The organism is Pseudomonas hefeiensis (genome assembly GCF_030687835.1).
In the GTDB taxonomy this organism is placed as follows: domain Bacteria; phylum Pseudomonadota; class Gammaproteobacteria; order Pseudomonadales; family Pseudomonadaceae; genus Aquipseudomonas; species Aquipseudomonas hefeiensis.
The window spans coordinates 5,756,014-5,778,229 of record NZ_CP117449.1 but is presented as its reverse complement, the minus strand read 5'-3'; the positions used below and the strand labels follow the sequence as shown (position 1 = coordinate 5,778,229).

Sequence of the window (22,216 nt, the reverse complement as noted above, 5' to 3'; positions counted from 1 at the left end):
GGAGATTGAAATGCTGAGTCCTTACATGTCCCCCGTCGAGCGGGTGTGGTTCTACAGCTTGCGCATATTCTGCGGGCTGCTCCTGTTGTTCCTGATCTTGCCGGTGCTGGTGATCATTCCGTTGTCGTTCAACTCCGGCAGCTTCCTGGTGTACCCACTGCAAGGCTTTTCGTTGCAGTGGTACCACGATTTCTTCGCCTCGGCGGAGTGGATGCGGGCGCTGAGGAACAGTGTCATCGTGGCCCCGGCGGCGACGGTACTGGCGATGGTCTTCGGCACCCTGGCGGCTATTGGCCTGACCCGTGGCGACTTTCCGGGCAAGGCGCTGGTGATGGCCCTGGTCATCTCGCCGATGGTGGTGCCGGTGGTGATCATCGGGGTGGCCAGCTACCTGTTCTTCGCACCGCTGGGGATGGGCAACAGCTTCTTCTCGCTGATCGTGGTCCATGCGGTGCTGGGCGTGCCGTTCGTCATCATCACGGTGTCGGCGACCCTGCAGGGTTTTAACTACAACCTGGTTCGGGCCGCCGCCAGCCTTGGGGCTTCGCCTTTGACCGCGTTTCGTCGGGTGACCCTGCCTTTGATCGCCCCAGGTGTGATCTCCGGCGCACTGTTCGCTTTCGCGACCTCGTTCGATGAGGTGGTGGTGACGCTGTTCCTGGCAGGTCCCGAGCAGGCAACTCTGCCAAGGCAGATGTTCAGCGGCATCCGCGAAAACCTCAGCCCCACCATCGCCGCCGCCGCGACGCTGCTGATCGCCTTCTCGGTGATCCTGCTGCTGACTCTGGAGTGGTTGCGTGGGCGTAGCGAGAAACTGCGCACCACCCAAGTCTGAGGATCAATGGAAAACCAGTGTGGGAGCGAGCCTGCTCGCGATAGCGGTGTTACATTCAAAGCAGATGCTGAATGTCGATCCGCTATCGCGAGCAGGCTCGCTCCCACACTGGCTCATCCACAGGTTCCTTTATCGCATTCACGAGCTGAATAGCAGACAACCCGCAATACCGAGCTATCCTTGTGCCAGCCCATACTCGAATAAGAGGCCGTGCACATGAGTCTTTCTTCATTCAAGATCGCCCACAAACTGATCACCGGTGCGGCTGCCATCGAGCAACTGGCGGCTGAGCTGACGCGGCTGGATGTCGACAACCCGCTGATCGTCACCGACGCTGCGCTGGTCAAGTCCGGCACCGTGGAACTGGCGTTGCAACATTTGGGCGGGCGCGACTACGAGGTGTTCGACCGGGTCATGCCCGATCCGGAAATCGCCATCGTCGAAGATTGCATGCAGGCTTATCGCGACGGTGGCCATGATGGCTTGATCGGCCTGGGCGGCGGCAGCGCCATCGACATTGCCAAGAGCGTGGCGGCCTACGCTGGTTATCACGGCGAGCTGCAGGACTTGTTCGGCGTCGATCAGGTGCCGCGCAAAGGCCCCCCATTGATCGCCATCCCCACCACGGCCGGTACCGGTTCGGAAGTCACCAATGTGGCAATCCTCTCCGACAAGGCCGCGCAGCTGAAAAGGGGCATTGTCAGCGATTATTTGTTGCCGGACGTCGCGCTGGTCAGCCCGCAGATGACCCTCACTTGCCCACGGAGCGTGACCGCCGCCAGTGGCGTCGATGCGCTGGTGCACGCCATTGAGTCCTACCTGTCGCTCAATGCCTCGCCGATCACCGACGCCTTGGCTATCGGCGCAATAAAACTGATCACCCGCGCCTTGCCCAAGGCCTACGCCAATCCTTCTCATTTGCAAGCCCGCGAAGACATGGCCACTGCAAGCCTGATGGCCGGCATGGCGTTCGGCAATGCCGGGGTCGGGGCGGTGCATGCGCTGGCGTATCCGCTGGGTGGGCGTTTTCACGTGTCCCATGGCGTGGCTAACGCCTTGTTGCTGCCGTATGTCATGGCGTGGAACAAGATGGCTTGCGTCGAGCGCATGCGCGACATCGCCGAGGCCATGGGCATAAAGACCGCGCACCTGAGTGACCTTGAAGCCGCCGACGAAGCCGTGGAGGCCATGGTTGCGCTGTGTGCTGCCGTGGAAATCCCCCAAGGCTTGAGCAGCCTGGGGGTGACGGACGAGGTGATCCCGTCCATGGCGGTGGAAGCGGCCGGGATCGAGCGACTGATGCGCAATAACCCACGCAAACTGAGCGCCAGCGATATCGAGAAGATCTACCGCGCGGCGTATTGATCGTCTGCTACGGTGGGCGCGCCAAAATCTTGAGGTATACAATGCGCGCCATCGTGATTTCGCTCAAAACAGGTGCGTCATGCAGCCCTTCGCTATTGCTCCGTCGATTCTCTCCGCCGACTTCGCCCGCCTGGGCGAGGAAGTGGACAACGTTCTGGCCGCCGGCGCCGACATCGTGCACTTCGATGTCATGGACAACCACTACGTACCCAACCTGACCATCGGCCCGATGGTCTGCGCGGCGCTGCGCAAGTACGGCGTCACCGCGCCGATCGACGCGCACCTGATGGTCAGCCCGGTGGATCGCATCGTCGGTGACTTCATCGAGGCCGGCGCCACCTATATCACCTTCCACCCCGAAGCCACGCTGCACGTCGATCGCTCCCTGCAGTTGATCCGTGAGGGCGGTTGCAAGGCTGGCCTGGTGTTCAATCCGGCGACGCCCCTGGACGTGCTCAAGTACGTGATGGACAAGGTCGACATGATCCTGCTGATGAGCGTCAACCCGGGCTTCGGCGGGCAGAAGTTCATTCCTGGCACGCTCGACAAGCTGCGCGAAGCCCGCGCGCTGATCGAGGCATCGGGCCGTGACATCCGCCTGGAGATCGACGGTGGCGTGAACGTCAACAACATCCGCGAAATCGCAGAGGCCGGTGCTGACACCTTTGTCGCGGGCTCGGCAATCTTCAATGCGCCGGACTACAAAGAGGTCATTGAAAAGATGCGCGCCGAACTGGCCCTGGCCCGTCCATGAGCGGGTTCGAGCAGCTGTTCCCCGGCAGTTTGCCGCGTCTGGTGATGTTCGACCTCGACGGCACTCTGGTCGACTCGGTGCCGGACCTGGCGGCGGCCGTGGACAACATGCTGCTCAAGCTCGGTCGCCCGGCTGCCGGAATTGACGCCGTGCGCCACTGGGTCGGCAACGGCGCGCCCATGCTGGTGCGTCGGGCCCTGGCCAACCACATCGATGCCCAAGGTGTCGATGATGCCGAGGCCGAGCAGGCGCTGGCGTTGTTCAATGACGCCTACGAAGACAATCATCAACTGACGGTGGTCTATCCCGGCGTGCGCTCCACCCTCAAGTGGCTGCAAAAGCAAGGCGTGGAAATGGCCCTGATCACCAACAAACCGGAACGCTTCGTCGCTCCGTTGTTGGATCAGATGAAAATCGGCCGTTATTTCCGCTGGATCATCGGCGGGGACACCTTGCCACAGAAAAAGCCGGACCCGGCTGCGCTATTTTTTGTGATGAAAATGGCCAACATCCCGGCCTCTCAATCGCTGTTCGTCGGCGACTCGCGCAGCGATGTGCTGGCGGCGAAAGCAGCCGGGGTCAAATGTGTGGCGCTGAGCTACGGCTACAACCATGGCCGGCCGATCGCCGAAGAACTTCCCACGCTGGTGATCGACGATTTGCGTCTGTTAATTCCCGGTTGCCTGGACCCGGCTGCTGAGATAACGTTGCCCGACGCTGTTCAATCCTCTTCTGGAAACGCCATCGTGGTGGTCACTCGCAAGCTCTGGATGAAAGTCATGAAGGCCCTGGCCCGCTGGCGTTGGCGCGCCTGACGTAATCCTGGCCGGTTATCCGGCGCGTTTGCATACCTGACTGTCAGCTCCTCCTGCCACGAGGCACACCATGAACCGCGAAGAATTCTTGCGTCTAGCCGCTGCCGGCTACAACCGTATCCCGCTTGCCTGCGAAACCCTGGCCGACTTCGACACGCCGCTGTCGATCTACCTCAAGCTGGCCGACCAGCCCAACTCCTACCTGCTCGAGTCGGTGCAGGGCGGCGAGAAATGGGGGCGTTATTCCATCATCGGTCTGCCGTGCCGCACGGTGCTGCGGGTCCATGACCATCGTGTCAGCGTGACCCATGACGGTGTCGAGATCGAAAGCCTGGAAGTCGAAGATCCGCTGGCCTTTGTCGAAACCTTCAAGGCCCGCTACAACGTGCCCACCATCCCCGGCCTGCCGCGGTTCAATGGTGGCCTGGTGGGTTATTTCGGCTACGACTGCGTACGCTATGTGGAAAAGCGCCTGGGCACCTGCCCGAACCCGGATCCGCTGGGCGTGCCGGACATTTTGCTGATGGTCTCTGACGCAGTGGTGGTCTTCGATAACCTCGCCGGCAAGATGCACGCGATTGTCCTGGCTGATCCGTCCCAGGAAGACGCCTACGAGCAAGGTCAGAAAAGTCTTCAGATGCTTCTGGAAAAACTCCGGCAGCCGATCACTCCGCGTCCTGGCCTGGATTTCAGCAAGCAGTCGGCGGCCGACCCAGTGTTCCGTTCCAGTTTCACTCAGGACGATTACGAAAGAGCCGTTGACACCATCAAGGAATACATCCTGGCCGGCGACTGCATGCAGGTGGTGCCGTCGCAACGGATGTCCATCGACTTCAAGGCCGCGCCCATCGACCTGTACCGGGCGCTGCGCTGTTTCAACCCGACGCCTTACATGTACTTCTTCAACTTCGGCGACTTCCATGTCGTGGGCAGTTCGCCCGAAGTGCTGGTGCGGGTCGAAGACAACCTGATCACCGTGCGGCCTATCGCTGGCACCCGTCCCCGTGGGACCACGGAAGAAGCCGACCGGGCGCTGGAAGAGGACCTGCTGTCAGATGACAAGGAAATCGCCGAGCATCTGATGCTGATCGACCTGGGCCGCAATGACACCGGGCGTGTCTCGGAAGTCGGTTCGGTGAAGCTCACCGAAAAGATGGTCATCGAGCGTTATTCCAACGTGATGCACATCGTCTCCAACGTCACGGGCCAGTTGAAAGCTGGGCTGACGGCGATGGACGCCCTGCGGGCCATCCTGCCGGCAGGAACGTTGTCTGGCGCACCGAAAATTCGCGCCATGGAAATCATCGACGAGCTGGAACCGGTCAAGCGTGGGGTGTATGGCGGGGCCGTGGGCTATTTTGCCTGGAACGGCAACATGGACACTGCCATTGCTATCCGTACCGCCGTGATCAAGGACGGAGAACTGCATGTGCAGGCCGGCGGTGGGATCGTTGCTGACTCGGTGCCGGTGCTGGAGTGGGAAGAAACCCTGAACAAGCGTCGGGCAATGTTCCGGGCCGTGGCGCTGGCCGAGCAGACCCCAGGCGATTGAATAGAAACCGATCAGCTGTGGGAGCGGGCCTGCTCGCGATGGCGGACTGTCAGGCGATGCATTTGTCGAACATGACGGCCTCATCGCGAGCAGGCTCACTCCCACAGGGTTATCTCGATCAGAAATCCAAACTGACCCCGACACTCACCCCTTGCTGGGTAAAGTCATCATCCTTGCGCAGCGTATAACCGCCTCGCAGCGCCAGATCATTGGTCAACTTGTGGCTGACCCCCAGGCTCAGGCGATTCAGATGACTTTGCGGCGTATAACCTTCAAGCGTGAAATCATTGGCCGGCAAACTGTTGAGCGCGATATTCAACTTTTGGGTGTCGTCTTCATACTCGCGTTCGTGGGCATATTCGCCATACACCTGGGTTTGACGGGTGAAGTTGTATTTGCCTTGCAAGCCAATGCCCAAGCGTTTCGAGTCGCGGGTCTGATCATCGAAAGTCAGGGCGGTGGAGCGGTTGCTCTTTTCTGAATACCCGTCGACTTCCACCTTCGCATAATCGGCGCTGATAAACGGTGACAGGTGCCACTGACTGCCTGGCTGGGCGATGTCGTAGCCCAGGCGCGTGCTGAATGCCCACAGGTGGCCGTCGGTGTCACCTTTCTCTTGCGCCTGGTTGACGCCAAGGTCGAACTTGCGCTCCAGGTTGTCGTAGTCGAGCTTGCCGCCGGTCAGCGCGGCATCGGCCCACCAGCGGTTCTGCTGGAACTGGGCGAAAGCGGTGGCCAGGTAACTGTTTAGCTTGTAGTCCGAATCGTTGCTACCTGCCTCCATGTCCTGGCGGTAGAAACCGGCGGCTACACCCACGCGCCAAGCCTCGTTAAGACGATAGCTACCGCCGACGTTCAGGCTGTAGCCGCTGCCGTCGGCGCTGGCGCCACTGCTCTGGCTGTCCATTTCCAGGTGCTGGCCGCCGCCTGTGACGATCGCCCGCCACTGACCGACGGACTGCCAGTTCTCCCAGTCCGATTGCCACTGGCTGCGCAATTCATCCTGGTGGGCGCGTAGGGTCGAGTGGGCCATTTCCGGCAGCAATGTCAGTTCCCAGGGCGCGGCGAGTAGGGAAAAGGCGTAATCGGCGATCAGTTGCTGACCGGTCTCGGTAGGGTGGACCGAGTCGTTATAGATCAGCTTGGTGGGGTCTGGCGTCGCGCTGTTGATGCCGTAGGTGGGGTTTTCCGTGCAGCCGTTGCCGCTGAAGCAGGTGGCGGTGAGGTTTTCGCCAGTAGCGAGGCCGAATCGTGCCGGATCGGCGAAGCTTTCCTGCAGCAATAACGGAACGTTCAGTGGAATGACTTCGGCATCAATGCCTTGCAGCCGCGTGACCAGTTGCTGGTTGAACTGGTTGCTGAGCTGCGAAACGGCGTCTTGCAAAGGCGTGCCATTGAGCGCAGGGGTCAGGCCCAGGTCGGGCAGCAGCCAGACCATCACATAACGGGCTCCGGCGGTTTGCAGCACCTGGACGCTGTCGGCTAGACGGTCCGCGGCGGCGGTCGCCTGGGCGGGGGTCAGTACCAGGCCCTGAAGGAAGTCGTTACCACCGCCGGAAAGGTAATACAGCGCGTTCGGGTCGGCACGCAGGCCATTGGAGAGCAGGTATCCGTCACGGCTGCGCTCACCAGTGTCGGAAACCCCGGTAATCGAATCGAGAATCTGGTCGGTACGGTATCCGCCCACGGCCCAGTTGTTGCCATCGGCCAAGCCTTCGCCGGCACGAACCGCCGAGGTGGACGCCGCGGTTTCATCGTCGGAAAAGCCCAACCGTCCGCCCAGCAGTTGGGTGGAGTTGAGCGAATAGGATTCGCCGCTGCCGTCGAGATAGAGTGGGCCTGTGCGGTTGGTAAAGCGTTGGGTGGCGCCGGCCGGCCCGTCCGGGTCGGCGAACTGGCCGGCATCGTTGAGGCTGTCACCGAAGACGATGAAGCTGGAATAGGGGTTGGGCGCGGCGCTCGCCTGGGCGCAGGCCATCGCCAGCAAACAGCTGGCCATTGGTACGAACAACGTTTTTTTTATCATGAGAAAGTCCGTTTTATCTTATTGTTGTTAGAAAACGAAACGACAGTACCAAAAACTTCCGGCTTTTTGCCATCCATCAGGCACGTCGCGATTGTTTCAAAGCCCTTCAGGGGATCGTCATATTGCGTGCTCCGTCCAGCTAAGCTACTGTGCCGGAACGTATGAACGAGACTTCCTCTGTGTCGATTGTCAGCAAACTTCCGGATCAATTGATCAAGGCACACGCCCGTTGGCGTTGGCGCGCCTGAACGTTCTCTGCCGGCCTGGCCGGACCTGTACCGATTTGCCTTCTTTACCCGCTTGAAAGTCGCTTCGCTGGCCCATCACACGCCTTGCCAAGCGCAGCGCCGCGCGGGTCACTCTTCGAAGGCTGTATTTAAAGTCAGTGAATTCAATAGGTTGCTTACGCCATGTTGCTGATGATCGATAACTACGACTCTTTTACCTACAACGTTGTGCAGTACCTCGGTGAGCTGGGTTCCGAGGTCAAGGTCGTGCGCAACGACGAACTGACCATCGCTGAGATCGAAGCGCTCAAGCCTGAGCGCATCGTGGTCTCTCCCGGCCCTTGCACGCCGACCGAAGCGGGCATTTCCATCGAAGCCATCAAGTATTTCGCCGGCAAGTTGCCGATCCTGGGTGTCTGCCTGGGGCATCAGTCGATCGGCCAGGCCTTCGGCGGCGAGGTGGTACGCGCCCGGCAGGTCATGCACGGTAAGACTAGCCCGGTATTCCACGAGGACAAGGGTGTGTTCGCGGGTTTGAATAACCCGCTGACCGTCACCCGCTACCACTCCCTGATCGTCAAGCGTCAAACCCTGCCTGACTGCCTGGAGCTGACCGCCTGGACCCAGCTTGAGGACGGCTCGGTGGATGAAATCATGGGGCTTCGTCACAAGACGCTGAATATCGAGGGCGTGCAATTTCACCCCGAGTCTATTCTCACCGAACAGGGCCACGAGCTGTTCGCCAACTTCCTCAAACAAACCGGCGGCACGCGCTAAGGACTTTTTATGGATATCAAGACAGCCCTGAGCCGTATCGTCGGCCATCTCGACCTGAGTACCGACGAGATGCGCGACGTGATGCGCGAAATCATGACCGGCCAATGCTCGGATGCGCAGATCGGCGCGTTCATGATGGCCATGCGCATGAAGAGCGAGAGCATCGATGAGATCGTCGGCGCGGTTTCGGTCATGCGTGAGCTGGCGGACAAGGTCGAGCTCAAGACTCTGGATGGCGTGGTGGACGTGGTGGGTACCGGCGGTGACGGCGCCAATATCTTCAACGTTTCCACCGCCTCGGCCTTCGTCGTCGCCGCGGCCGGTTGCACCGTCGCCAAGCACGGCAATCGTGCGGTCTCCGGCAAGAGTGGCAGCGCCGATCTGCTGGAGGCGGCCGGGATCTACCTGGACCTGACCCCAGTGCAGGTGGCGCGTTGTATCGATAACGTCGGCATCGGTTTCATGTTCGCTCAGACCCACCACCGTGCCATGAAGTACGCCGCCGCGCCGCGTCGTGATCTGGGCCTGCGGACGATGTTCAACATGCTCGGCCCGCTTACGAATCCGGCCGGTGTGAAGCATCAAGTGGTGGGTGTGTTCAGCCAGGCATTGTGCCGGCCCCTGGCCGAGGTCTTGCAGCGTCTGGGTAGCAAGCACGTGCTGGTGGTCCATTCGAAGGATGGCCTGGACGAATTCAGTCTGGCTGCGCCCACGTACGTGGCTGAATTAAAAAATGATCAGATCAGCGAGTATTGGGTCGAACCTGAAGACCTGGGCATGAAGAGCCAGAGCCTGCATGGGCTGGCGGTGGATGGGCCGGCCCAGTCGCTGGAACTGATTCGCGATGCCTTGGGGCGCCGCAAGACCGAAAATGGCCAGAAGGCCGCCGAGATGATCGTACTCAATGCCGGCGCCGCGTTGTATGCGGCGGATCACGCCAGCAGCCTCAAGCAGGGCGTGGAACTGGCCCATGATGCGTTGCACACCGGCCTTGCCAGGGAAAAACTCGAAGAGTTGGGTGCATTTACCGCCGTATTCAAAGTGGAGAACGAAGGATGAGCGTGCCAACGGTTCTGGAAAAAATTCTGGCTCGCAAGGCTGAAGAAGTGGCAGGGCGCAGTGCTCGGGTCAGTCTGGCGGAGCTGGAGAACCTGGCGCGTGCCGCGGATGCGCCGCGCGGCTTTGCCAAGGCGCTGATCGATCAGGCCAAGAAGAAGCAGCCAGCGGTGATTGCCGAAATTAAAAAGGCGTCCCCCAGCAAAGGCGTGATTCGTGAACACTTCGTTCCCGCCGACATCGCCAGGAGCTATGAGAAAGGCGGTGCGACTTGCCTTTCGGTACTGACCGATATTGACTTTTTTCAGGGGGCCGATGAATACCTCAAGCAGGCGCGGGAGGCGTGCAAGCTGCCGGTGATTCGCAAGGACTTCATGATCGATCCTTACCAGATCGTTGAAGCTCGCGCGCTGGGCGCAGATTGCGTGCTGTTGATCGTTTCCGCCCTGGACGACGTGAAGATGGCCGAGCTGGCGGCGGTTGCCAAAGGTGTGGGCCTGGATGTGCTGGTGGAGGTCCACGATGGCGATGAGCTGGAGCGGGCCTTGAAGACACTCGATACTCCGCTGGTCGGCGTGAACAACCGCAACCTGCATACTTTCGAAGTCAGCCTGGAAACGACTCTGGATTTGTTGCCGCGTATTCCGCGTGATCGCTTGGTTATCACAGAGAGCGGGATCCTCAACCGGGCCGATGTCGAGCTGATGGAAGTCAGCGATGTGTATTCGTTCCTGGTGGGCGAAGCGTTCATGCGCGCGGAAAATCCGGGTACCGAGTTGCAACGTCTGTTCTTCCCTGAACGCGGCGTTCTGATAAGCGGTTCGACGCTGGATTGACTCAATGTCGCCCGTGATTTCCCTGACCGTCGAAGCTGGTCTGCAAGCCGAACAGGATTTGTTGGCCAGCATCTGCGCAGGCGACGCTGAGTTCGGCTTGTTGTTCTGGCAACCCAACGATCGCGCGCTGGTCATGCCTCGTCGTTTGAGTCGTTTACCGGGGTTCGAACACGCCTGTGAAGTCTCGGCGGCCCACGGTTGGCCTGTGTTGTTGCGCGAAACCGGTGGTGAGCCGGTGCCGCAGTCTGCCGCTACCGTCAATATCGCCCTGGTTTACGCACCACCGCGTAGCGAAGGCGATCATGGGCGGATCGAAACCGGCTATCGCCGGTTGTGTGATCCGATCTGCCAGTTGCTGGATGAGTTGGGTGGGGTGGCTTCGCTGGGTGAAGTCGAGGGCGCGTTCTGCGACGGGCGATTCAACGTCAATCTCGACGGCCGGAAAATGGTCGGCACCGCTCAGCGCTGGCGTCAGAGCAAGGGCGGCCAACGCCCCGTGGGCCTGGTGCATGGAGCACTGTTGCTGGAGAACGAACGCGAATCGATGGTTGCCGCAGTCAATCGCTTCAATCAAGCCTGTGGCCTGGCGCAGCGAGTGCGTGCCGAAAGCCATATTGCCCTGCATGAAAAATTCCCGGCGCCTCATGCGCTGCAGCGGCTTGAGGCGCTGTACCGGGAGTTGCTGACCAGGCTGCTCGCCTAACGCGTTCCAAACACCACCATGGTCTTGCCTTTGACGCTGACCAGGTTGCGCTCCTCCAGATCCTTGAGCACACGACCGACCATCTCCCTCGAGCAGCCAACAATCCGGCCGATTTCCTGGCGGGTCACCTTGATCTGCATGCCGTCCGGGTGGGTCATGGCATCGGGCTGCTTGCACAGTTCCAGCAGGCAGCGGGCGACGCGACCGGTTACGTCGAAGAAGGCGAGGTCACCCACTTTGCGGGTAGTGTTGCGCAGGCGCTGTGCGATCTGTCCGCTGAGGACGTAAAGAATCTCTGGATCCTGCACCGACAGTTCCCGGAACTTGCTGTAGCTGATCTCCGCGACCTCACATTCGACCTTGGCCCGTACCCAGGCACTGCGCTCCTGTTCTTTGCCTGCCTGCTCAAACAATCCGAGTTCGCCGAAAAAATCCCCGGAATTGAGATAGGCGATGATCATTTCCCGACCGTCATCATCCTCGATCAGGATAGTGACTGACCCTTTGATGATGAAAAACAGTGTGTCGGAACGATCGCCCGCGCAAATGATGTTGTGCTTGGCCGGGTAGCGACGACGCTGGCAATGCATCAAGAGTTTGTCGAGATTCTTGATCTTGGGTGTGGGAGTAATGGCAACCATGGTTGTATCCCGAAAGACTGCGCGGTGTATTGATTTGATTTTTTTGTGGGGCGCGAATGGCAATCGCTATAGCTGGCCATGCGCCAGCTAATTGGCGTCAGCTTAACAGAGGCATCCCTAATTGATTTGAGAATTTACCTACGTGCATTCGTCAGGGGGCCTGAGGCAGAAGCCGTCGTGGCAGGGGGCTGTGCTAAGCTGGCGACCCTTTTTTCAGACAGTGGAGTCTTGGCGATGAAGGCACGCATCCAATGGGCTGGCGAAGCCATGTTCCTCGGTGAGTCAGGTAGCGGTCATGTGGTCGTCATGGACGGTCCACCCGAAGCCGGTGGCCGGAACCTGGGTGTACGGCCGATGGAAATGCTCCTGCTGGGCGTGGGCGGCTGCAGTAACTTCGACGTGGTCAGCATCCTTAAAAAATCGCGCCAGGCCGTCGAAAGTTGTGAAGCTTTCCTGGAAGCGGAGCGGGCCACGGAAGACCCGAAAGTGTTCACCAAAATTCATATGCATTTTGTGGTCAAGGGGCGTGCCTTGAAGGAAGCCCAAGTCAAACGCGCCATTGAGCTGTCCGCGGAGAAATATTGCTCGGCTTCCATCATGCTCGGCGCCGCCGGTGTTGAAATCACCCACGATTATGAAATCATCGAATTGGGCTGAATCGACATCCAACCATCATAAAAGCAGTGCAAGCTCTGGCGATCAGAAGCCGACCTCTGCATAATGCGCCACTTTTTTCAGGGCAGTGATCGGTCCCCCGACCGGTCCCTTGTCTGGACAGACAACCAAAATCGCCATCGCGAAGAGGTGTTAACCGTCCTACGCAGGTGCGTCGTTCGCATCTGACGGGCATGCTTGATCACGCGGCCAGGCCGCAATACATAGAGAGTTTTCAAACGGTGAAAAGCAAACTCAAGCTCCATGGGTTCAATAACCTGACAAAGACCTTGAGCTTCAACATCTATGACATCTGCTATGCGGAAACCCCGCAGGACCAGCAGGCCTACGTTGAGTACATCAATAAAGAGTACAACGCCAAGCGCCTCACGCAGATCCTCACGGAAGTTGTCGATATCATTGGTGCCAACATCCTGAACATCGCCAGTCAGGACTATGAACCCCAAGGCGCCAGCGTGACCATTCTGATCTCGGAAGAGCCGGTGACACCGACCGACAGCCAGATCGAAGAGTCCCCGGGCCCGTTGCCGGAAATCATCCTGGCCCACCTCGACAAGAGCCACATTACGGTACATACCTACCCGGAAATACACCCAGTGGATGGTATTGCGACGTTCCGCGTGGACATCGACGTGTCGACCTGTGGCGTCATTTCACCGCTCAAGGCACTCAACTTCCTGATTCACCAGTTCGACTCGGACATCGTGACGGTGGATTACCGTGTGCGTGGGTTTACCCGCGACGTTGAAGGCCATAAGCACTTCATTGATCACGAGATCAACTCGATTCAGAATTATCTCTCCGAAGACACTCGCGACGCGTACCAGATGACCGACGTGAACGTGTATCAGGAAAACCTGTTCCACACCAAAATGCTGCTCAAGAACTTCGAGCTTGATAACTACCTGTTCGGGGACGCTACCAGCAACCTTTCTGCTGAACAGCGGGATCAGGTTGAAGACCGTGTGAAGCACGAGATGCTGGAAATTTTCTACGCGCGCAACATGCCGCGCTGAAGGTTTCGGGTACAAAAAGGCGACTACCCATGGGTAGTCGCCTTTTTTAGTTTCTGTAGAACGTGGATGGCCCTAAAGCTTTCAACGCTGTGGCTCGGTGATAAACTCCCTCGCCACCCTTGCTCGATCAGATTCGATAAGTGCTCTTGGTCATGACCTTGGCCAACAGGCTCATGCCGAACTTCACCGGCGCCGGAAAACGGAACCCTCCAGCCTCAAGCGCACTCTCGGCGTGGTGCTCTTCATCCTCGCGCATCTGCTCCAGAATCGCCCGGGACTTTTCATCCTCGGCCGGCAATTGCTCCAGGTGCTCATTCAAGTGTTTGCACACCTGATGTTCAGTGGCCGCAACGAAGCCGAGGCTGACTTTATCGCTGATCAGCCCGGCCACTGCGCCGATTCCGAATGACATCCCGTAAAATAACGGGTTCAGAACGCTGGTATGGCTGCCCAGTTGGCGAATGCGTTGCTCGCACCAGACCAGATGGTCGATTTCTTCTTCGGCGGCATGTTCCATCGCCTCACGCACGTGGGGCAGCTTCGCCGTCAGCGCTTGGCCTTGATACAGCGCCTGGGCGCAGACCTCACCGGTGTGGTTGATGCGCATCAACCCAGCGACATGGCGGGTTTGCTCGTCACTCATTTGCACGTCCGGCTGCACGATACCCGGCGATGGGCGGTAGGGCTGACCACTGAAGGGCAGCAGCGTACGCATCGCGGTATCGGCTTGCAGCAGCAGACGGTCAATCGGTGAGTAGTGACGTTGGGTAGTCATGCTTACCTCCGGGAAAAATCACGGCGGCCAGTTTAACCCAATCGGCCGCTCAGGATTTGCGTGGGGTCAAAGGATATCAACCCGGCGGCCAGTGCATCTGGCGCTGCCCAAGCACATGCATATGAATGTGATAGACGGTCTGTCCCCCAAGTTCATTGCAGTTCATCACCACACGAAAACCTTCTTCGCAACCCAATTCGAGCGCCAGGCGCTGGGCAGTGAACAGGATATGCCCGGCCAGGCCTTTGTCTTGCTCGGTCAGATCATTAAGCGTGCGGATCGGTTTCTTCGGGATGACCAAAAAATGCACAGGTGCTTGCGGGGCGATGTCGTGGAATGCCAGAACTTGATCATCTTCGTAAATGATCTTGGCTGGAATCTCCCGGTTGATGATCTTGGTAAACAGAGTATCCACAGCTGTTTCTCCATTGGGTTAGTCGAGGTCGAGTGTACTGAAGGCTCGATTGGCGAGCCCGGTTTTATATGGGTGAAGGCATTCAGCGGGGGCAACAGGCCTTGTTGCTCATGCCGGCGATAGTTCGAACCAGCCATCGTGGCCCCAGTCGCGGTAACGCAGCCAGCCAGCGATTGCGACGCCCCGGAATAATGATCGCCCGGTTCTTCTCCAGTGCGCGCACGGCATACAATGCAACTTCCTCCGGGCTCATCAGCCCTTTGCTGTCGATGAATTTCTGTTCGTTGAGCTGTGCCTTGGCGAAAAAACCGGTTCGTGTCGGGCCGGGGCAAAGCACCGATACTTTGATTGCGCTTTTTTTCAGTTCGACCCGCAGGGCTTCGGAGAAGTGCAGCACGTAGGCCTTGCTGGCGTGATAGGTGCTCATCCAGGGCCCTGGCTGGAACGCGGCGATCGATGCAACGTTCAGGATCTGGCCGCCGCCCTGCAGCGCCATGCTGTTGCCCACCGAGTGGCAGAGCCGCGTCAAGGCGAGGATGTTGACTTCGATCAGATCCTGCTCGGTCATCCAGTCCTGGCCCAGGAACGGCCCGCTGGTGCCGATGCCGGCGCAATTGACCAGCAGTTCGATCTGTCGTTCGCCTTCTTCCAGCTCAAGCAGAAAGCCTGAAAGCCTCAGCGGTTCCCCCAGGTCACAAGCCCGGAACAGCACCTCCACGCCAAAACGCTGAGTCAGTTCGATTGCAATACTTTCCAGCCGATCACGCTGTCGAGCTACCAATATCAGGTCGCGACCGCGGCGGGCGAGTGCTTCGGCCATTGCCAGGCCGATGCCACTGGAGGCGCCAGTGATCAGAGCGTAACGGGTCATGCAGTTCTCCATCGCAACGGCCCGTCGCCAGTGTACTGAGCTGTCACCGGCACGAAGCGCGCTTATTGTTCCTCTTCATAGTCTACAGAAGGCGCAGCAGGCTCGGCTGCTTCGGCGGCTGGTTCTGCAGAGTCTTCATCAATGAGCTCGCTGCTCTCATAGCTGCTCAAGGAACTGCTGTCGTATTCCTCTGTGATGCCGCTAAATGTCCCGGCCATTGCGGCAAGGAAAGCCACTACGATCATGACGATCCACAGCGATGAAAGTACCTTGACCGCGGTGCTGTTGGGCGGCGGCGGGGGGCCATAGCGATTGGCGCCGGTGTTGCCGGGCAAGGCCATGAGTACAAAGGGAAAGACACTGCCCACGAACGGCACCAGGTTGAGCAGCCACAACCACCCGGACCAGCCCAGGTCGTGCAGGCGCTGGACGCTGAACTGGATGCTTACATAAGCAAAGCCCAATGCGATGATCAGCCCCAGCAGGCCGCCGACGATCATTGCCGCCGTGGAGCTGGAGGCGAGGAACCAGGTCAAGCCCAATGAAAAAGCTGTGCCGACCACAAACAGCATGACCAGAGTCAAAACCATGGTCCAGCCCAGGAACCGCAGCCGTCCGATGCGCCCGTCGAAGCTGAAGGGTTTGAGCGTGCTGTACTCGGCCATCGCTTCACCCACCTCGGCTCGGGGTGGCGCGTAAGGCGATACCGGGTCGATGATTGAGTCCGGGTGGCGTCCGCTCGACTGCGGCGGCGAATGCTGCACCTCGTCCAGGTTCAGTTCAAGGGAGGGCTCTGCTTCGATTCGGGCATCGATCCCGCTCTTGTTGAGAGCCTCCAGGTACTTCTGCGCGTCGGCCTGGGACAGGTTGCTTTTAAGCGCCACCTTGCGCCCGCTGAACAACCGCTCAATGGCGCTGACATCGCTTTTGAACAGTTCAGCCAGGTTAAGCTTGGCTGTGGTGGTATCGACACCCGGCAGCAGGGCTCCATCGAATACGATATTGAAACGGGTTTCACTCATGCCAGGCATCCTTGTCTCATAAGGTTAAGCAATGGTTTTGATCCGGTTGATTTCAGCGGGGCCATTGGCCGCCGAGTTGTGCCGCTCGGGCCAGCGCCTGTCGATATTCTTCATCCAGGCGTGCCACTAGCTGATCGACACTTGGCAGATCATGGATTTCACCCACGCCCTGGCCAGCGGACCAGACGGTTTTCCAGGCCTTGGCTTCGTCGTTCAGCGGCTTGAGTTTTGAACCGAAGTCCACCTCGCCTTTGCCCTGCAGGGCGGCCAGGTCGAAACCGGCATTTTCCAGGCTCTGGCGCATGAAGCTGGCCGGCACCCCGGACACCGCAGGAGTATGCACGATGTCCGCGGCTCTGGATGTGAGCAACATCTCTTTATAAGCGTCAGGCGCATGGCTTTCGGTCGTGCCGATAAAGCGTGTGCCGAAGTAGGCCAAATCTGCGCCGAGCAGTTGTGCGGCCAGAATCTGATGGCCGTGGTTCAGGCAACCCGCAAGCAGCAGGGTTTTATCGAAGAACTGCCGAATCTCGGCGACCAGTGAGAAAGGGCTCCAGGTCCCGGCGTGGCCACCTGCACCGGCGGCGACCGCTATCAAGCCATCAACACCGGCTTCGGCAGCTTTTTCGGCATGACGGCGCGTGGTGACGTCGTGGAATACCAGCCCACCATAGCTGTGAACCGCATCTACTAGTTCTTTCACGGCGCCCAGGCTGGTGATGACAATCGGCACCTTGTGTTCGATGCAGATGGCCAGGTCGGCCTGAAGCCGCGGGTTGCTGTGATGGACGATCAGGTTAACGGCATAGGGCGCCGGGTTTTCCATTGACGCCAGGCCCGCTTCGATTTCTTCCAGCCAAGCCTTGAAACCACTGCTTTCGCGCTGGTTCAGCGCCGGAAAGCTGCCGACGATCGCGTTGCGGCAGCAGGCCAGTACCAGCTGTGGATTGGAAATCAGAAACATCGGCGCTGCCACGACCGGCAGGCGCAAACGTTGTTCAAGCAGAGCGGGCAGCGACATCGGAAGTACCCCGGACAAGTGATGCTGATTGAAAGTTAGAACGGCCGAACCACGACCAGAATTACGATAGCCAGCAATACCAAAACCGGCACTTCATTGAACCAGCGATAAAAGACATGGCTGCGGGTGTTTTCGCCACGGGCGAAGCGCTTCAATTGCGCACCGCACATATGGTGATAGCCAATCAGCAGCACCACCAGGGTCAACTTGGCGTGCATCCAGCCGCCTTGAGTGAAGTAGGCACTGGCGTTGAGACTGAGCAGCCAGATGCCGAATACGAGGGTGGCGATCATCGCCGGGCCCATGATGCCGCGATACAGCTTGCGCTCCATGACGCTGAAGCGTTCTTTACTGATGCTGTCTTCACTTTGAGCGTGATACACAAACAGGCGAGGCAGATAGAACAAGCCGGCGAACCAGCAGACCATGCTGACGATATGAAGTGCTTTGAGCCATAGATAGAGCATTTTGGTTTATTCCCAGATTCACGGTAGCCCGATAGTAGAGGCTAGAGCGCCCACACGTCACCTTGGCGGTTGTCGCCGCGCCGCGCGGCCCCTATCATCGACAGCTTTCCAGTGGGTTCGTTGAGGGCAGGTATATGGTCAAGGTCGGTATCGTCGGCGGCACGGGTTACACCGGTGTCGAACTGCTGCGTCTGTTGGCACAGCATCCGCAGGCTGAGGTGGTGGTCATTACCTCCCGATCCGAGGCCGGACTGGCCGTCGCTGACCTGTATCCGAATCTGCGGGGCCATTACGACGGCCTGGCGTTCAGTGTTCCAGACGTCAAGACCCTCGGAGCCTGTGATGTGGTGTTCTTCGCCACGCCTCACGGTGTTGCTCATGCCTTGGCAGGCGAGTTGCTGGCCGCCGGGACCAAGGTCATCGACCTGTCGGCAGATTTCCGCCTGCAGGACGCCGAGGAGTGGGCCAAATGGTACGGTCAGCCCCACGGTGCGCCGGATCTGCTGGACGAGGCGGTCTACGGTCTGCCGGAAGTCAATCGCGAGAAAATCAGGCAGGCACGGCTGATTGCTGTACCGGGCTGCTATCCAACGGCAACGCAACTGGGTTTCCTGCCACTGCTCGAGGCAGGTCTTGCCGATGCGTCGCGTCTGATCGCTGACTGCAAGTCCGGTGTCAGCGGTGCTGGCCGGGGCGCCAGTGTCGGCTCGTTGTACTCCGAGACGTCGGAAAGCATGAAGGCATACGCAGTCAAAGGTCACCGTCATCTGCCGGAAATCCGCCAGGGGCTGCGTCGCGCTGCGGGCAAGGATGTCGGCCTGACTTTCGTGCCGCACCTGACGCCGATGATTCGGGGCATTCACTCCACGCTGTACGCAACCGTTGTCGACCGTTCTGTGGACCTGCAAGCGTTGTTCGAGAAGCGTTACGCCAACGAACCGTTCGTCGACGTAATGCCGGCTGGCAGCCACCCTGAAACTCGCAGTGTGCGCGGCGCGAACGTTTGCCGGATCGCGGTGCATCGCCCGCAGGATGGCGATCTGGTGGTGGTGTTGTCAGTCATCGATAATCTGGTCAAAGGCGCGTCAGGCCAGGCTGTGCAGAACTTGAACATCCTGTTCGGGTTGGATGAGCGCCTGGGTCTGTCCCACGCCGGCATGTTGCCTTAACTCTAATCTGAGGCTGCAAGCTTGAAGCGACAGGCTTGCAGCTCAAACGTGTAGTTTGCGCCTGCCCCTCAAATAGTTGACCGATTTTCTAGGAGAAGCGGATAATGCGCGTCATCACGCATTATGGCGGCGTAAGCGCCGGGAGATATTCAGCATGAGCGTCGAAACCTTCACCCCCATGGCTTTGCAATTCACCCACGGTGCCGCGCACAAGGTGAAGAGCCTGGTCGATGAGGAGGGGAATGATCGTTTGAAGCTGCGCGTTTTTGTGACGGGCGGCGGTTGTTCGGGTTTTCAATACGGCTTCACTTTCGATGAGGAAGTGGCTGATGACGACACCATCGTCGAGCGCGAAGGTGTCAGCCTCGTGGTCGATCCGATGAGCTTTCAGTACCTGGCGGGTGCTGAGGTGGATTATCAGGAAGGACTGGAAGGGTCGCGTTTTGTCATCAAGAACCCTAACGCCACCACGACCTGTGGGTGCGGTTCTTCGTTTTCGATCTGACGGCTCAATAAGAACGCCGCAGCGCCTTACTGCGCTGCGGCGTTTTGCTGTCCGGGGGAAATGGATTCAGGCGGGATAGATTGCGCCGAGTATGCGCAGGCCCCGTGCGCCGGTGACACTTGGGCGATTCGCTGAAATGCCTTCAATGCAGCAATGGGCCAGCCAGGCAAAGGCCATGGCTTCGACCCAATCCGGGTCTACACCGTAAGCGGCCGTGCTGCTGACTTGGGTGTGTGGCAGTAAGTCGGCCAGTCGCTTCATGAGTGTGCGGTTGTGTGCACCGCCGCCGCAAACCAGCAGCTCTTGAGTGTTGGTTTGGGCATTTTGCAGTGATTGGACGATGGTCAGGGCCGTCAATTCGAGCAGCGTTGCCTGCACGTCTTCAGGGGCGAAGGCCGGTAGGTGCGATAGATGTTGGGTCAGCCAGGACAGGTTGAACACTTCCCGACCTGTGCTTTTAGGGCCTTGAGTGATAAAGAACGGGTCGCCAAGCAGGGCCGTCAGCAAAGCCGGTTCGATTTTTCCGCTGGCGGCCCACAGGCCATCGCGATCAAAGTGCTCGCCCCGTTGCTGATGTATCCAGGCGTCCAGCAATACGTTGCCAGGGCCGCAATCGAAACCGGCTACGGGCTTTTCGGGTTCTATCAGGCTGAGATTGCTGAAGCCGCCGATATTCAGTACGGCGCGATTGCCGGCCCCTTCTTCAAACAGCGCTTCATGAAACGCAGGAACCAGCGGGGCGCCTTGTCCGCCAGCAGCAACATCGCGACTGCGAAAATCGCTGACGACGGCAATGCCGGTCAACTCGCTCAACAATGCGGGGTTGCCGATCTGCACGGTAAAGCCCCGTGCGGGCTCGTGCCGTATGGTCTGACCATGGCTACCGATCGCCCGGATGTCTCCAGGTTTGAGCTTCTGTTCGTCGAGCAGCGTGTGGATGCCCTGCGCAGCCAGCCTTACCCAGTGTTGTTGGGCAATGGCTGAGCGAGCTATCTCATCAGGCCCGCTGCTGCACAACTCAAGTATGTCGGCGCGCAGGGAGGCGGGCATGGGGATGTAGTGCGTGGCGATCAATTTGATCGCCGGAGTCAGTTCGATCAGCGCTATATCCAGTCCATCCAGACTGGTGCCAGACATCACGCCGATAAAGCGTGCCATTGCTTAGCGCTTGCTCGAGGCAAGCATGGTGGCTTTTTCCTGGTCCATGCGAGCCATCAAGGGCTGGCTCTGAGCCAGGAAGCGGGAGCGCTCGGACTTGGCGATCGGATCGGCCATGGGGAGCTTTTGGCCAAGTGGATCAACGTGAACGCCGTTGACCTGGAATTCATAATGCAAATGTGGCCCGGTGGACAAGCCGGTAGTGCCAATATAGCCAATCACCTGGCCTTGCTTGACGCTGCCGCCGGTCTTCACGCCTTTGGCGAAGCCCTGCATATGGCCATAGAGCGTACGGTAAGTGTTGCCGTGCTGGATGATCACGGTGTTGCCATAGCCACCCCGACGTCCGGCCAGCAGGACTTTGCCGTCTCCGGCGGCCTTGATTGGCGTGCCGCGGGGAGCTGCGTAGTCGACGCCCTTATGGGCGCGGATCTTGTTCAGGATTGGATGTTTGCGGCCTACGGAGAATCTTGAACTGATGCGGGCGAAATCAACCGGCGTACGGATGAATGCCTTACGCATGCTGTTGCCGTCGGCAGTGTAATAGCTGCTGTTGCCTTGTTTGTTGGTGTAGCGCACCGCCGTGTAGGTCTTGCCGCGATTGGTGAAACGGGCGGAAAGAATAGGCCCGTTGCCGACGCTTTTTCCGTTGACCATTTTCTGTTCATAAATGACATCGAACTCATCGCCCTGGCGAATATCCTGAGCGAAGTCGATGTCGTAGCCAAATACGCTGGCCATGTCCATCGTCAGGCTGTGGGAAAGGCCAGCGCGTGCGGCCGATTGCGACAGTGAGCTGTTAATGACGCCATGAGCATAGGCTGAGCGCACGGTTGGTTTGGTGATGACGCGGTTGAACGCATAACCCTTGTCGTTTTTGGTCAGGGTGATGCTTTCCAGATCACTCAGCTTGGTGTGCAGACTGGTCAGTTGTCCGTCAGGACTGAGTTCGAACTCGAGTTTCTGACCCCTCTGTAGTCGAGCGAACTGTTTGGCTTTCTTGTCGTTGGCCAGGATTTCGTGGACCAGCGTCGACGGCAGACCAACCTTTTCGAAGAGGGTGGAGAGCGTGTCGCCTTTGGCAACAATCACCTCATGGTGGCCCGGGTCTTTCTTTTCTTCTGCTGCGGGTTCCGCTTGGGCGGACGCGGCAGTGTCTTCAGCGTTGTTTTCGATCTGCGCGAAGGGGGAAGCAGTCGCCTCGTTTGTGGCTTGAACGGCTTCGGCAGCGTCTTGATCTTGTGTCAGTTGTTCAGAGGGACTTTCCAGTTCGAGACTCAGGGTCGTCTTTTTGGCTTCAACATCGCTGGAAGGGAATACCAAGAGCGCCAGGCTAAGAAGGGCGGCGATGCCACTTGCGGCGAGCAGGTGGGTCTTGGGGTAAAGCGGCGGCGCCTTGGATGGTTTTGTGGTCATAGGTAATTTGACTTTTGAAAAGGTGAATTGGAAAAGATGAATGACATGATGAAGATGAAATAACTGTATAAAATATAACCAAATCACCTGCGAAGCAAGCCCGCGGACGCTCTGGTCGT

Annotated in this window: 23 protein-coding genes; 13 read left to right on the top strand and 10 right to left on the bottom strand. The window is 58.9% G+C overall.

Annotated features, from left to right (window positions below):
• Positions 1–10: 10 nt before the first annotated feature.
• The 5 genes from PSH57_RS26170 to trpE all read left to right on the top strand — a co-directional run bounded on the left by PSH57_RS26170 (position 11) and on the right by trpE (position 5,321).
• A complete protein-coding gene (locus tag PSH57_RS26170) occupies positions 11–835 on the top strand; it encodes an ABC transporter permease (protein WP_305386224.1) in 825 nt (274 codons plus the stop codon).
• 216 nt (positions 836–1,051) lie between these two features.
• Positions 1,052–2,200, top strand: coding sequence for an iron-containing alcohol dehydrogenase (locus tag PSH57_RS26165; RefSeq protein WP_305386222.1), 1,149 nt, complete (start codon positions 1,052–1,054; stop codon positions 2,198–2,200).
• 79 nt (positions 2,201–2,279) lie between these two features.
• Positions 2,280–2,954 carry a ribulose-phosphate 3-epimerase gene (gene rpe, locus PSH57_RS26160; RefSeq protein WP_305386220.1) on the top strand — a complete coding sequence of 225 codons (675 nt, stop codon included), beginning with the start codon at positions 2,280–2,282 and terminating at the stop codon, positions 2,952–2,954.
• Positions 2,951–3,769 carry a phosphoglycolate phosphatase gene (locus PSH57_RS26155; RefSeq protein ID WP_305386218.1) on the top strand — a complete coding sequence of 273 codons (819 nt, stop codon included), beginning with the start codon at positions 2,951–2,953 and terminating at the stop codon, positions 3,767–3,769. Before rpe ends, PSH57_RS26155 begins: the two co-directional genes overlap by 4 nt.
• A 70-nt stretch (positions 3,770–3,839) precedes the next feature.
• Complete coding sequence (gene trpE, locus PSH57_RS26150; protein WP_305386215.1) at positions 3,840–5,321, top strand: anthranilate synthase component I; 1,482 nt, start codon at positions 3,840–3,842, stop codon at positions 5,319–5,321.
• A 118-nt stretch (positions 5,322–5,439) separates the two neighbouring features.
• On the opposite strand, the gene estP is transcribed toward trpE, so the two are convergent.
• Positions 5,440–7,347, bottom strand: coding sequence for an esterase EstP (estP, locus tag PSH57_RS26145; RefSeq protein ID WP_305386213.1), 1,908 nt, complete (start codon positions 7,345–7,347; stop codon positions 5,440–5,442).
• 410 nt (positions 7,348–7,757) lie between these two features.
• Between estP and PSH57_RS26140 the strand changes: the two genes are divergently transcribed.
• The 4 genes from PSH57_RS26140 to PSH57_RS26125 are packed head-to-tail and all read left to right on the top strand — an operon-like array spanning position 7,758 to position 10,946.
• Positions 7,758–8,351 carry an aminodeoxychorismate/anthranilate synthase component II gene (locus PSH57_RS26140; protein ID WP_305386210.1) on the top strand — a complete coding sequence of 198 codons (594 nt, stop codon included), beginning with the start codon at positions 7,758–7,760 and terminating at the stop codon, positions 8,349–8,351.
• A gap of 9 nt (positions 8,352–8,360) precedes the next feature.
• Positions 8,361–9,410, top strand: a complete 1,050-nt coding sequence (gene trpD, locus PSH57_RS26135; RefSeq protein WP_305386208.1) for an anthranilate phosphoribosyltransferase — start codon at positions 8,361–8,363, stop codon at positions 9,408–9,410.
• Positions 9,407–10,243 (top strand): indole-3-glycerol phosphate synthase TrpC, encoded by an 837-nt coding sequence (trpC, locus tag PSH57_RS26130; RefSeq protein WP_305386206.1) that lies wholly within the window; start codon positions 9,407–9,409, stop codon positions 10,241–10,243. Before trpD ends, trpC begins: the two co-directional genes overlap by 4 nt.
• A gap of 4 nt (positions 10,244–10,247) precedes the next feature.
• Positions 10,248–10,946, top strand: coding sequence for a lipoate--protein ligase family protein (locus PSH57_RS26125; protein WP_305386205.1), 699 nt, complete (start codon positions 10,248–10,250; stop codon positions 10,944–10,946).
• Here PSH57_RS26125 and crp read toward each other — a convergent pair.
• Positions 10,943–11,587: a cAMP-activated global transcriptional regulator CRP gene (gene crp, locus PSH57_RS26120; protein ID WP_305386203.1), complete on the bottom strand. Its 645-nt coding sequence runs from the start codon at positions 11,585–11,587 to the stop codon at positions 10,943–10,945. The two genes, PSH57_RS26125 and crp, sit on opposite strands and share 4 nt — an antisense overlap.
• Before the next feature lie 234 nt (positions 11,588–11,821).
• Here crp and PSH57_RS26115 point away from each other — a divergent pair, with 234 nt between their 5' ends.
• Together PSH57_RS26115 and speD are read left to right on the top strand one after the other, a co-directional pair.
• Positions 11,822–12,244 (top strand): OsmC family protein, encoded by a 423-nt coding sequence (locus PSH57_RS26115; RefSeq protein ID WP_003206127.1) that lies wholly within the window; start codon positions 11,822–11,824, stop codon positions 12,242–12,244.
• A gap of 239 nt (positions 12,245–12,483) precedes the next feature.
• The gene (gene speD, locus PSH57_RS26110; protein ID WP_047228048.1) at positions 12,484–13,278 is read left to right on the top strand and encodes an adenosylmethionine decarboxylase; all 795 of its coding nucleotides are present in this window, start codon (positions 12,484–12,486) and stop codon (positions 13,276–13,278) included.
• A 127-nt stretch (positions 13,279–13,405) separates the two neighbouring features.
• Here speD and coq7 read toward each other — a convergent pair whose 3' ends face one another.
• From coq7 to hemJ, 6 genes are all read right to left on the bottom strand, one after another.
• Positions 13,406–14,053 carry a 2-polyprenyl-3-methyl-6-methoxy-1,4-benzoquinone monooxygenase gene (gene coq7, locus PSH57_RS26105; protein WP_305386201.1) on the bottom strand — a complete coding sequence of 216 codons (648 nt, stop codon included), beginning with the start codon at positions 14,051–14,053 and terminating at the stop codon, positions 13,406–13,408.
• Between the two features lie 76 nt (positions 14,054–14,129).
• Positions 14,130–14,468, bottom strand: coding sequence for a histidine triad nucleotide-binding protein (locus PSH57_RS26100; protein ID WP_256231103.1), 339 nt, complete (start codon positions 14,466–14,468; stop codon positions 14,130–14,132).
• 82 nt (positions 14,469–14,550) lie between these two features.
• Complete coding sequence (locus PSH57_RS26095; RefSeq protein WP_305386197.1) at positions 14,551–15,339, bottom strand: SDR family NAD(P)-dependent oxidoreductase; 789 nt, start codon at positions 15,337–15,339, stop codon at positions 14,551–14,553.
• 62 nt (positions 15,340–15,401) lie between these two features.
• Complete coding sequence (locus PSH57_RS26090) at positions 15,402–16,361, bottom strand: DUF805 domain-containing protein (RefSeq protein WP_305386196.1); 960 nt, start codon at positions 16,359–16,361, stop codon at positions 15,402–15,404.
• Positions 16,362–16,413: 52 nt separating this feature from the next.
• Positions 16,414–17,382 carry an NAD(P)H-dependent flavin oxidoreductase gene (locus PSH57_RS26085; protein ID WP_305386194.1) on the bottom strand — a complete coding sequence of 323 codons (969 nt, stop codon included), beginning with the start codon at positions 17,380–17,382 and terminating at the stop codon, positions 16,414–16,416.
• 35 nt (positions 17,383–17,417) lie between these two features.
• Complete coding sequence (hemJ, locus tag PSH57_RS26080) at positions 17,418–17,849, bottom strand: protoporphyrinogen oxidase HemJ (RefSeq protein WP_305386193.1); 432 nt, start codon at positions 17,847–17,849, stop codon at positions 17,418–17,420.
• 134 nt (positions 17,850–17,983) lie between these two features.
• On the opposite strand from hemJ, the gene argC reads away from it, so the two are divergent.
• Both argC and erpA read left to right on the top strand, forming a co-directional pair.
• Positions 17,984–19,018 carry an N-acetyl-gamma-glutamyl-phosphate reductase gene (gene argC, locus PSH57_RS26075; protein WP_305386191.1) on the top strand — a complete coding sequence of 345 codons (1,035 nt, stop codon included), beginning with the start codon at positions 17,984–17,986 and terminating at the stop codon, positions 19,016–19,018.
• 154 nt (positions 19,019–19,172) lie between these two features.
• Positions 19,173–19,523 carry an iron-sulfur cluster insertion protein ErpA gene (gene erpA, locus PSH57_RS26070; protein ID WP_123343855.1) on the top strand — a complete coding sequence of 117 codons (351 nt, stop codon included), beginning with the start codon at positions 19,173–19,175 and terminating at the stop codon, positions 19,521–19,523.
• A gap of 66 nt (positions 19,524–19,589) precedes the next feature.
• On the opposite strand, the gene PSH57_RS26065 is transcribed toward erpA, so the two are convergent.
• Both PSH57_RS26065 and PSH57_RS26060 read right to left on the bottom strand, forming a co-directional pair.
• Positions 19,590–20,681, bottom strand: a complete 1,092-nt coding sequence (locus tag PSH57_RS26065; protein ID WP_305386188.1) for an anhydro-N-acetylmuramic acid kinase — start codon at positions 20,679–20,681, stop codon at positions 19,590–19,592.
• Between the two features lie 3 nt (positions 20,682–20,684).
• Positions 20,685–22,097 carry a peptidoglycan DD-metalloendopeptidase family protein gene (locus PSH57_RS26060; RefSeq protein WP_305390482.1) on the bottom strand — a complete coding sequence of 471 codons (1,413 nt, stop codon included), beginning with the start codon at positions 22,095–22,097 and terminating at the stop codon, positions 20,685–20,687.
• Positions 22,098–22,216: the final 119 nt, after the last annotated feature.

Coding starts and splice junctions, on each gene's coding strand:
- PSH57_RS26140 (WP_305386210.1), top strand. CDS start 7,758: ATGTTGCTGATGATCGATAACTACGACTCTTTTACCTACAACGTTGTG.
- PSH57_RS26060 (WP_305390482.1), bottom strand. CDS start 22,097: ATGACCACAAAACCATCCAAGGCGCCGCCGCTTTACCCCAAGACCCAC.
- rpe (WP_305386220.1), top strand. CDS start 2,280: ATGCAGCCCTTCGCTATTGCTCCGTCGATTCTCTCCGCCGACTTCGCC.
- erpA (WP_123343855.1), top strand. CDS start 19,173: ATGAGCGTCGAAACCTTCACCCCCATGGCTTTGCAATTCACCCACGGT.
- crp (WP_305386203.1), bottom strand. CDS start 11,587: ATGGTTGCCATTACTCCCACACCCAAGATCAAGAATCTCGACAAACTC.
- PSH57_RS26115 (WP_003206127.1), top strand. CDS start 11,822: ATGAAGGCACGCATCCAATGGGCTGGCGAAGCCATGTTCCTCGGTGAG.
- trpD (WP_305386208.1), top strand. CDS start 8,361: ATGGATATCAAGACAGCCCTGAGCCGTATCGTCGGCCATCTCGACCTG.
- trpE (WP_305386215.1), top strand. CDS start 3,840: ATGAACCGCGAAGAATTCTTGCGTCTAGCCGCTGCCGGCTACAACCGT.
- estP (WP_305386213.1), bottom strand. CDS start 7,347: ATGATAAAAAAAACGTTGTTCGTACCAATGGCCAGCTGTTTGCTGGCG.
- PSH57_RS26090 (WP_305386196.1), bottom strand. CDS start 16,361: ATGAGTGAAACCCGTTTCAATATCGTATTCGATGGAGCCCTGCTGCCG.
- PSH57_RS26170 (WP_305386224.1), top strand. CDS start 11: ATGCTGAGTCCTTACATGTCCCCCGTCGAGCGGGTGTGGTTCTACAGC.
- PSH57_RS26165 (WP_305386222.1), top strand. CDS start 1,052: ATGAGTCTTTCTTCATTCAAGATCGCCCACAAACTGATCACCGGTGCG.
- PSH57_RS26125 (WP_305386205.1), top strand. CDS start 10,248: ATGTCGCCCGTGATTTCCCTGACCGTCGAAGCTGGTCTGCAAGCCGAA.
- PSH57_RS26095 (WP_305386197.1), bottom strand. CDS start 15,339: ATGACCCGTTACGCTCTGATCACTGGCGCCTCCAGTGGCATCGGCCTG.
- PSH57_RS26085 (WP_305386194.1), bottom strand. CDS start 17,382: ATGTCGCTGCCCGCTCTGCTTGAACAACGTTTGCGCCTGCCGGTCGTG.
- coq7 (WP_305386201.1), bottom strand. CDS start 14,053: ATGACTACCCAACGTCACTACTCACCGATTGACCGTCTGCTGCTGCAA.
- PSH57_RS26155 (WP_305386218.1), top strand. CDS start 2,951: ATGAGCGGGTTCGAGCAGCTGTTCCCCGGCAGTTTGCCGCGTCTGGTG.
- PSH57_RS26065 (WP_305386188.1), bottom strand. CDS start 20,681: ATGGCACGCTTTATCGGCGTGATGTCTGGCACCAGTCTGGATGGACTG.
- trpC (WP_305386206.1), top strand. CDS start 9,407: ATGAGCGTGCCAACGGTTCTGGAAAAAATTCTGGCTCGCAAGGCTGAA.
- hemJ (WP_305386193.1), bottom strand. CDS start 17,849: ATGCTCTATCTATGGCTCAAAGCACTTCATATCGTCAGCATGGTCTGC.
- argC (WP_305386191.1), top strand. CDS start 17,984: ATGGTCAAGGTCGGTATCGTCGGCGGCACGGGTTACACCGGTGTCGAA.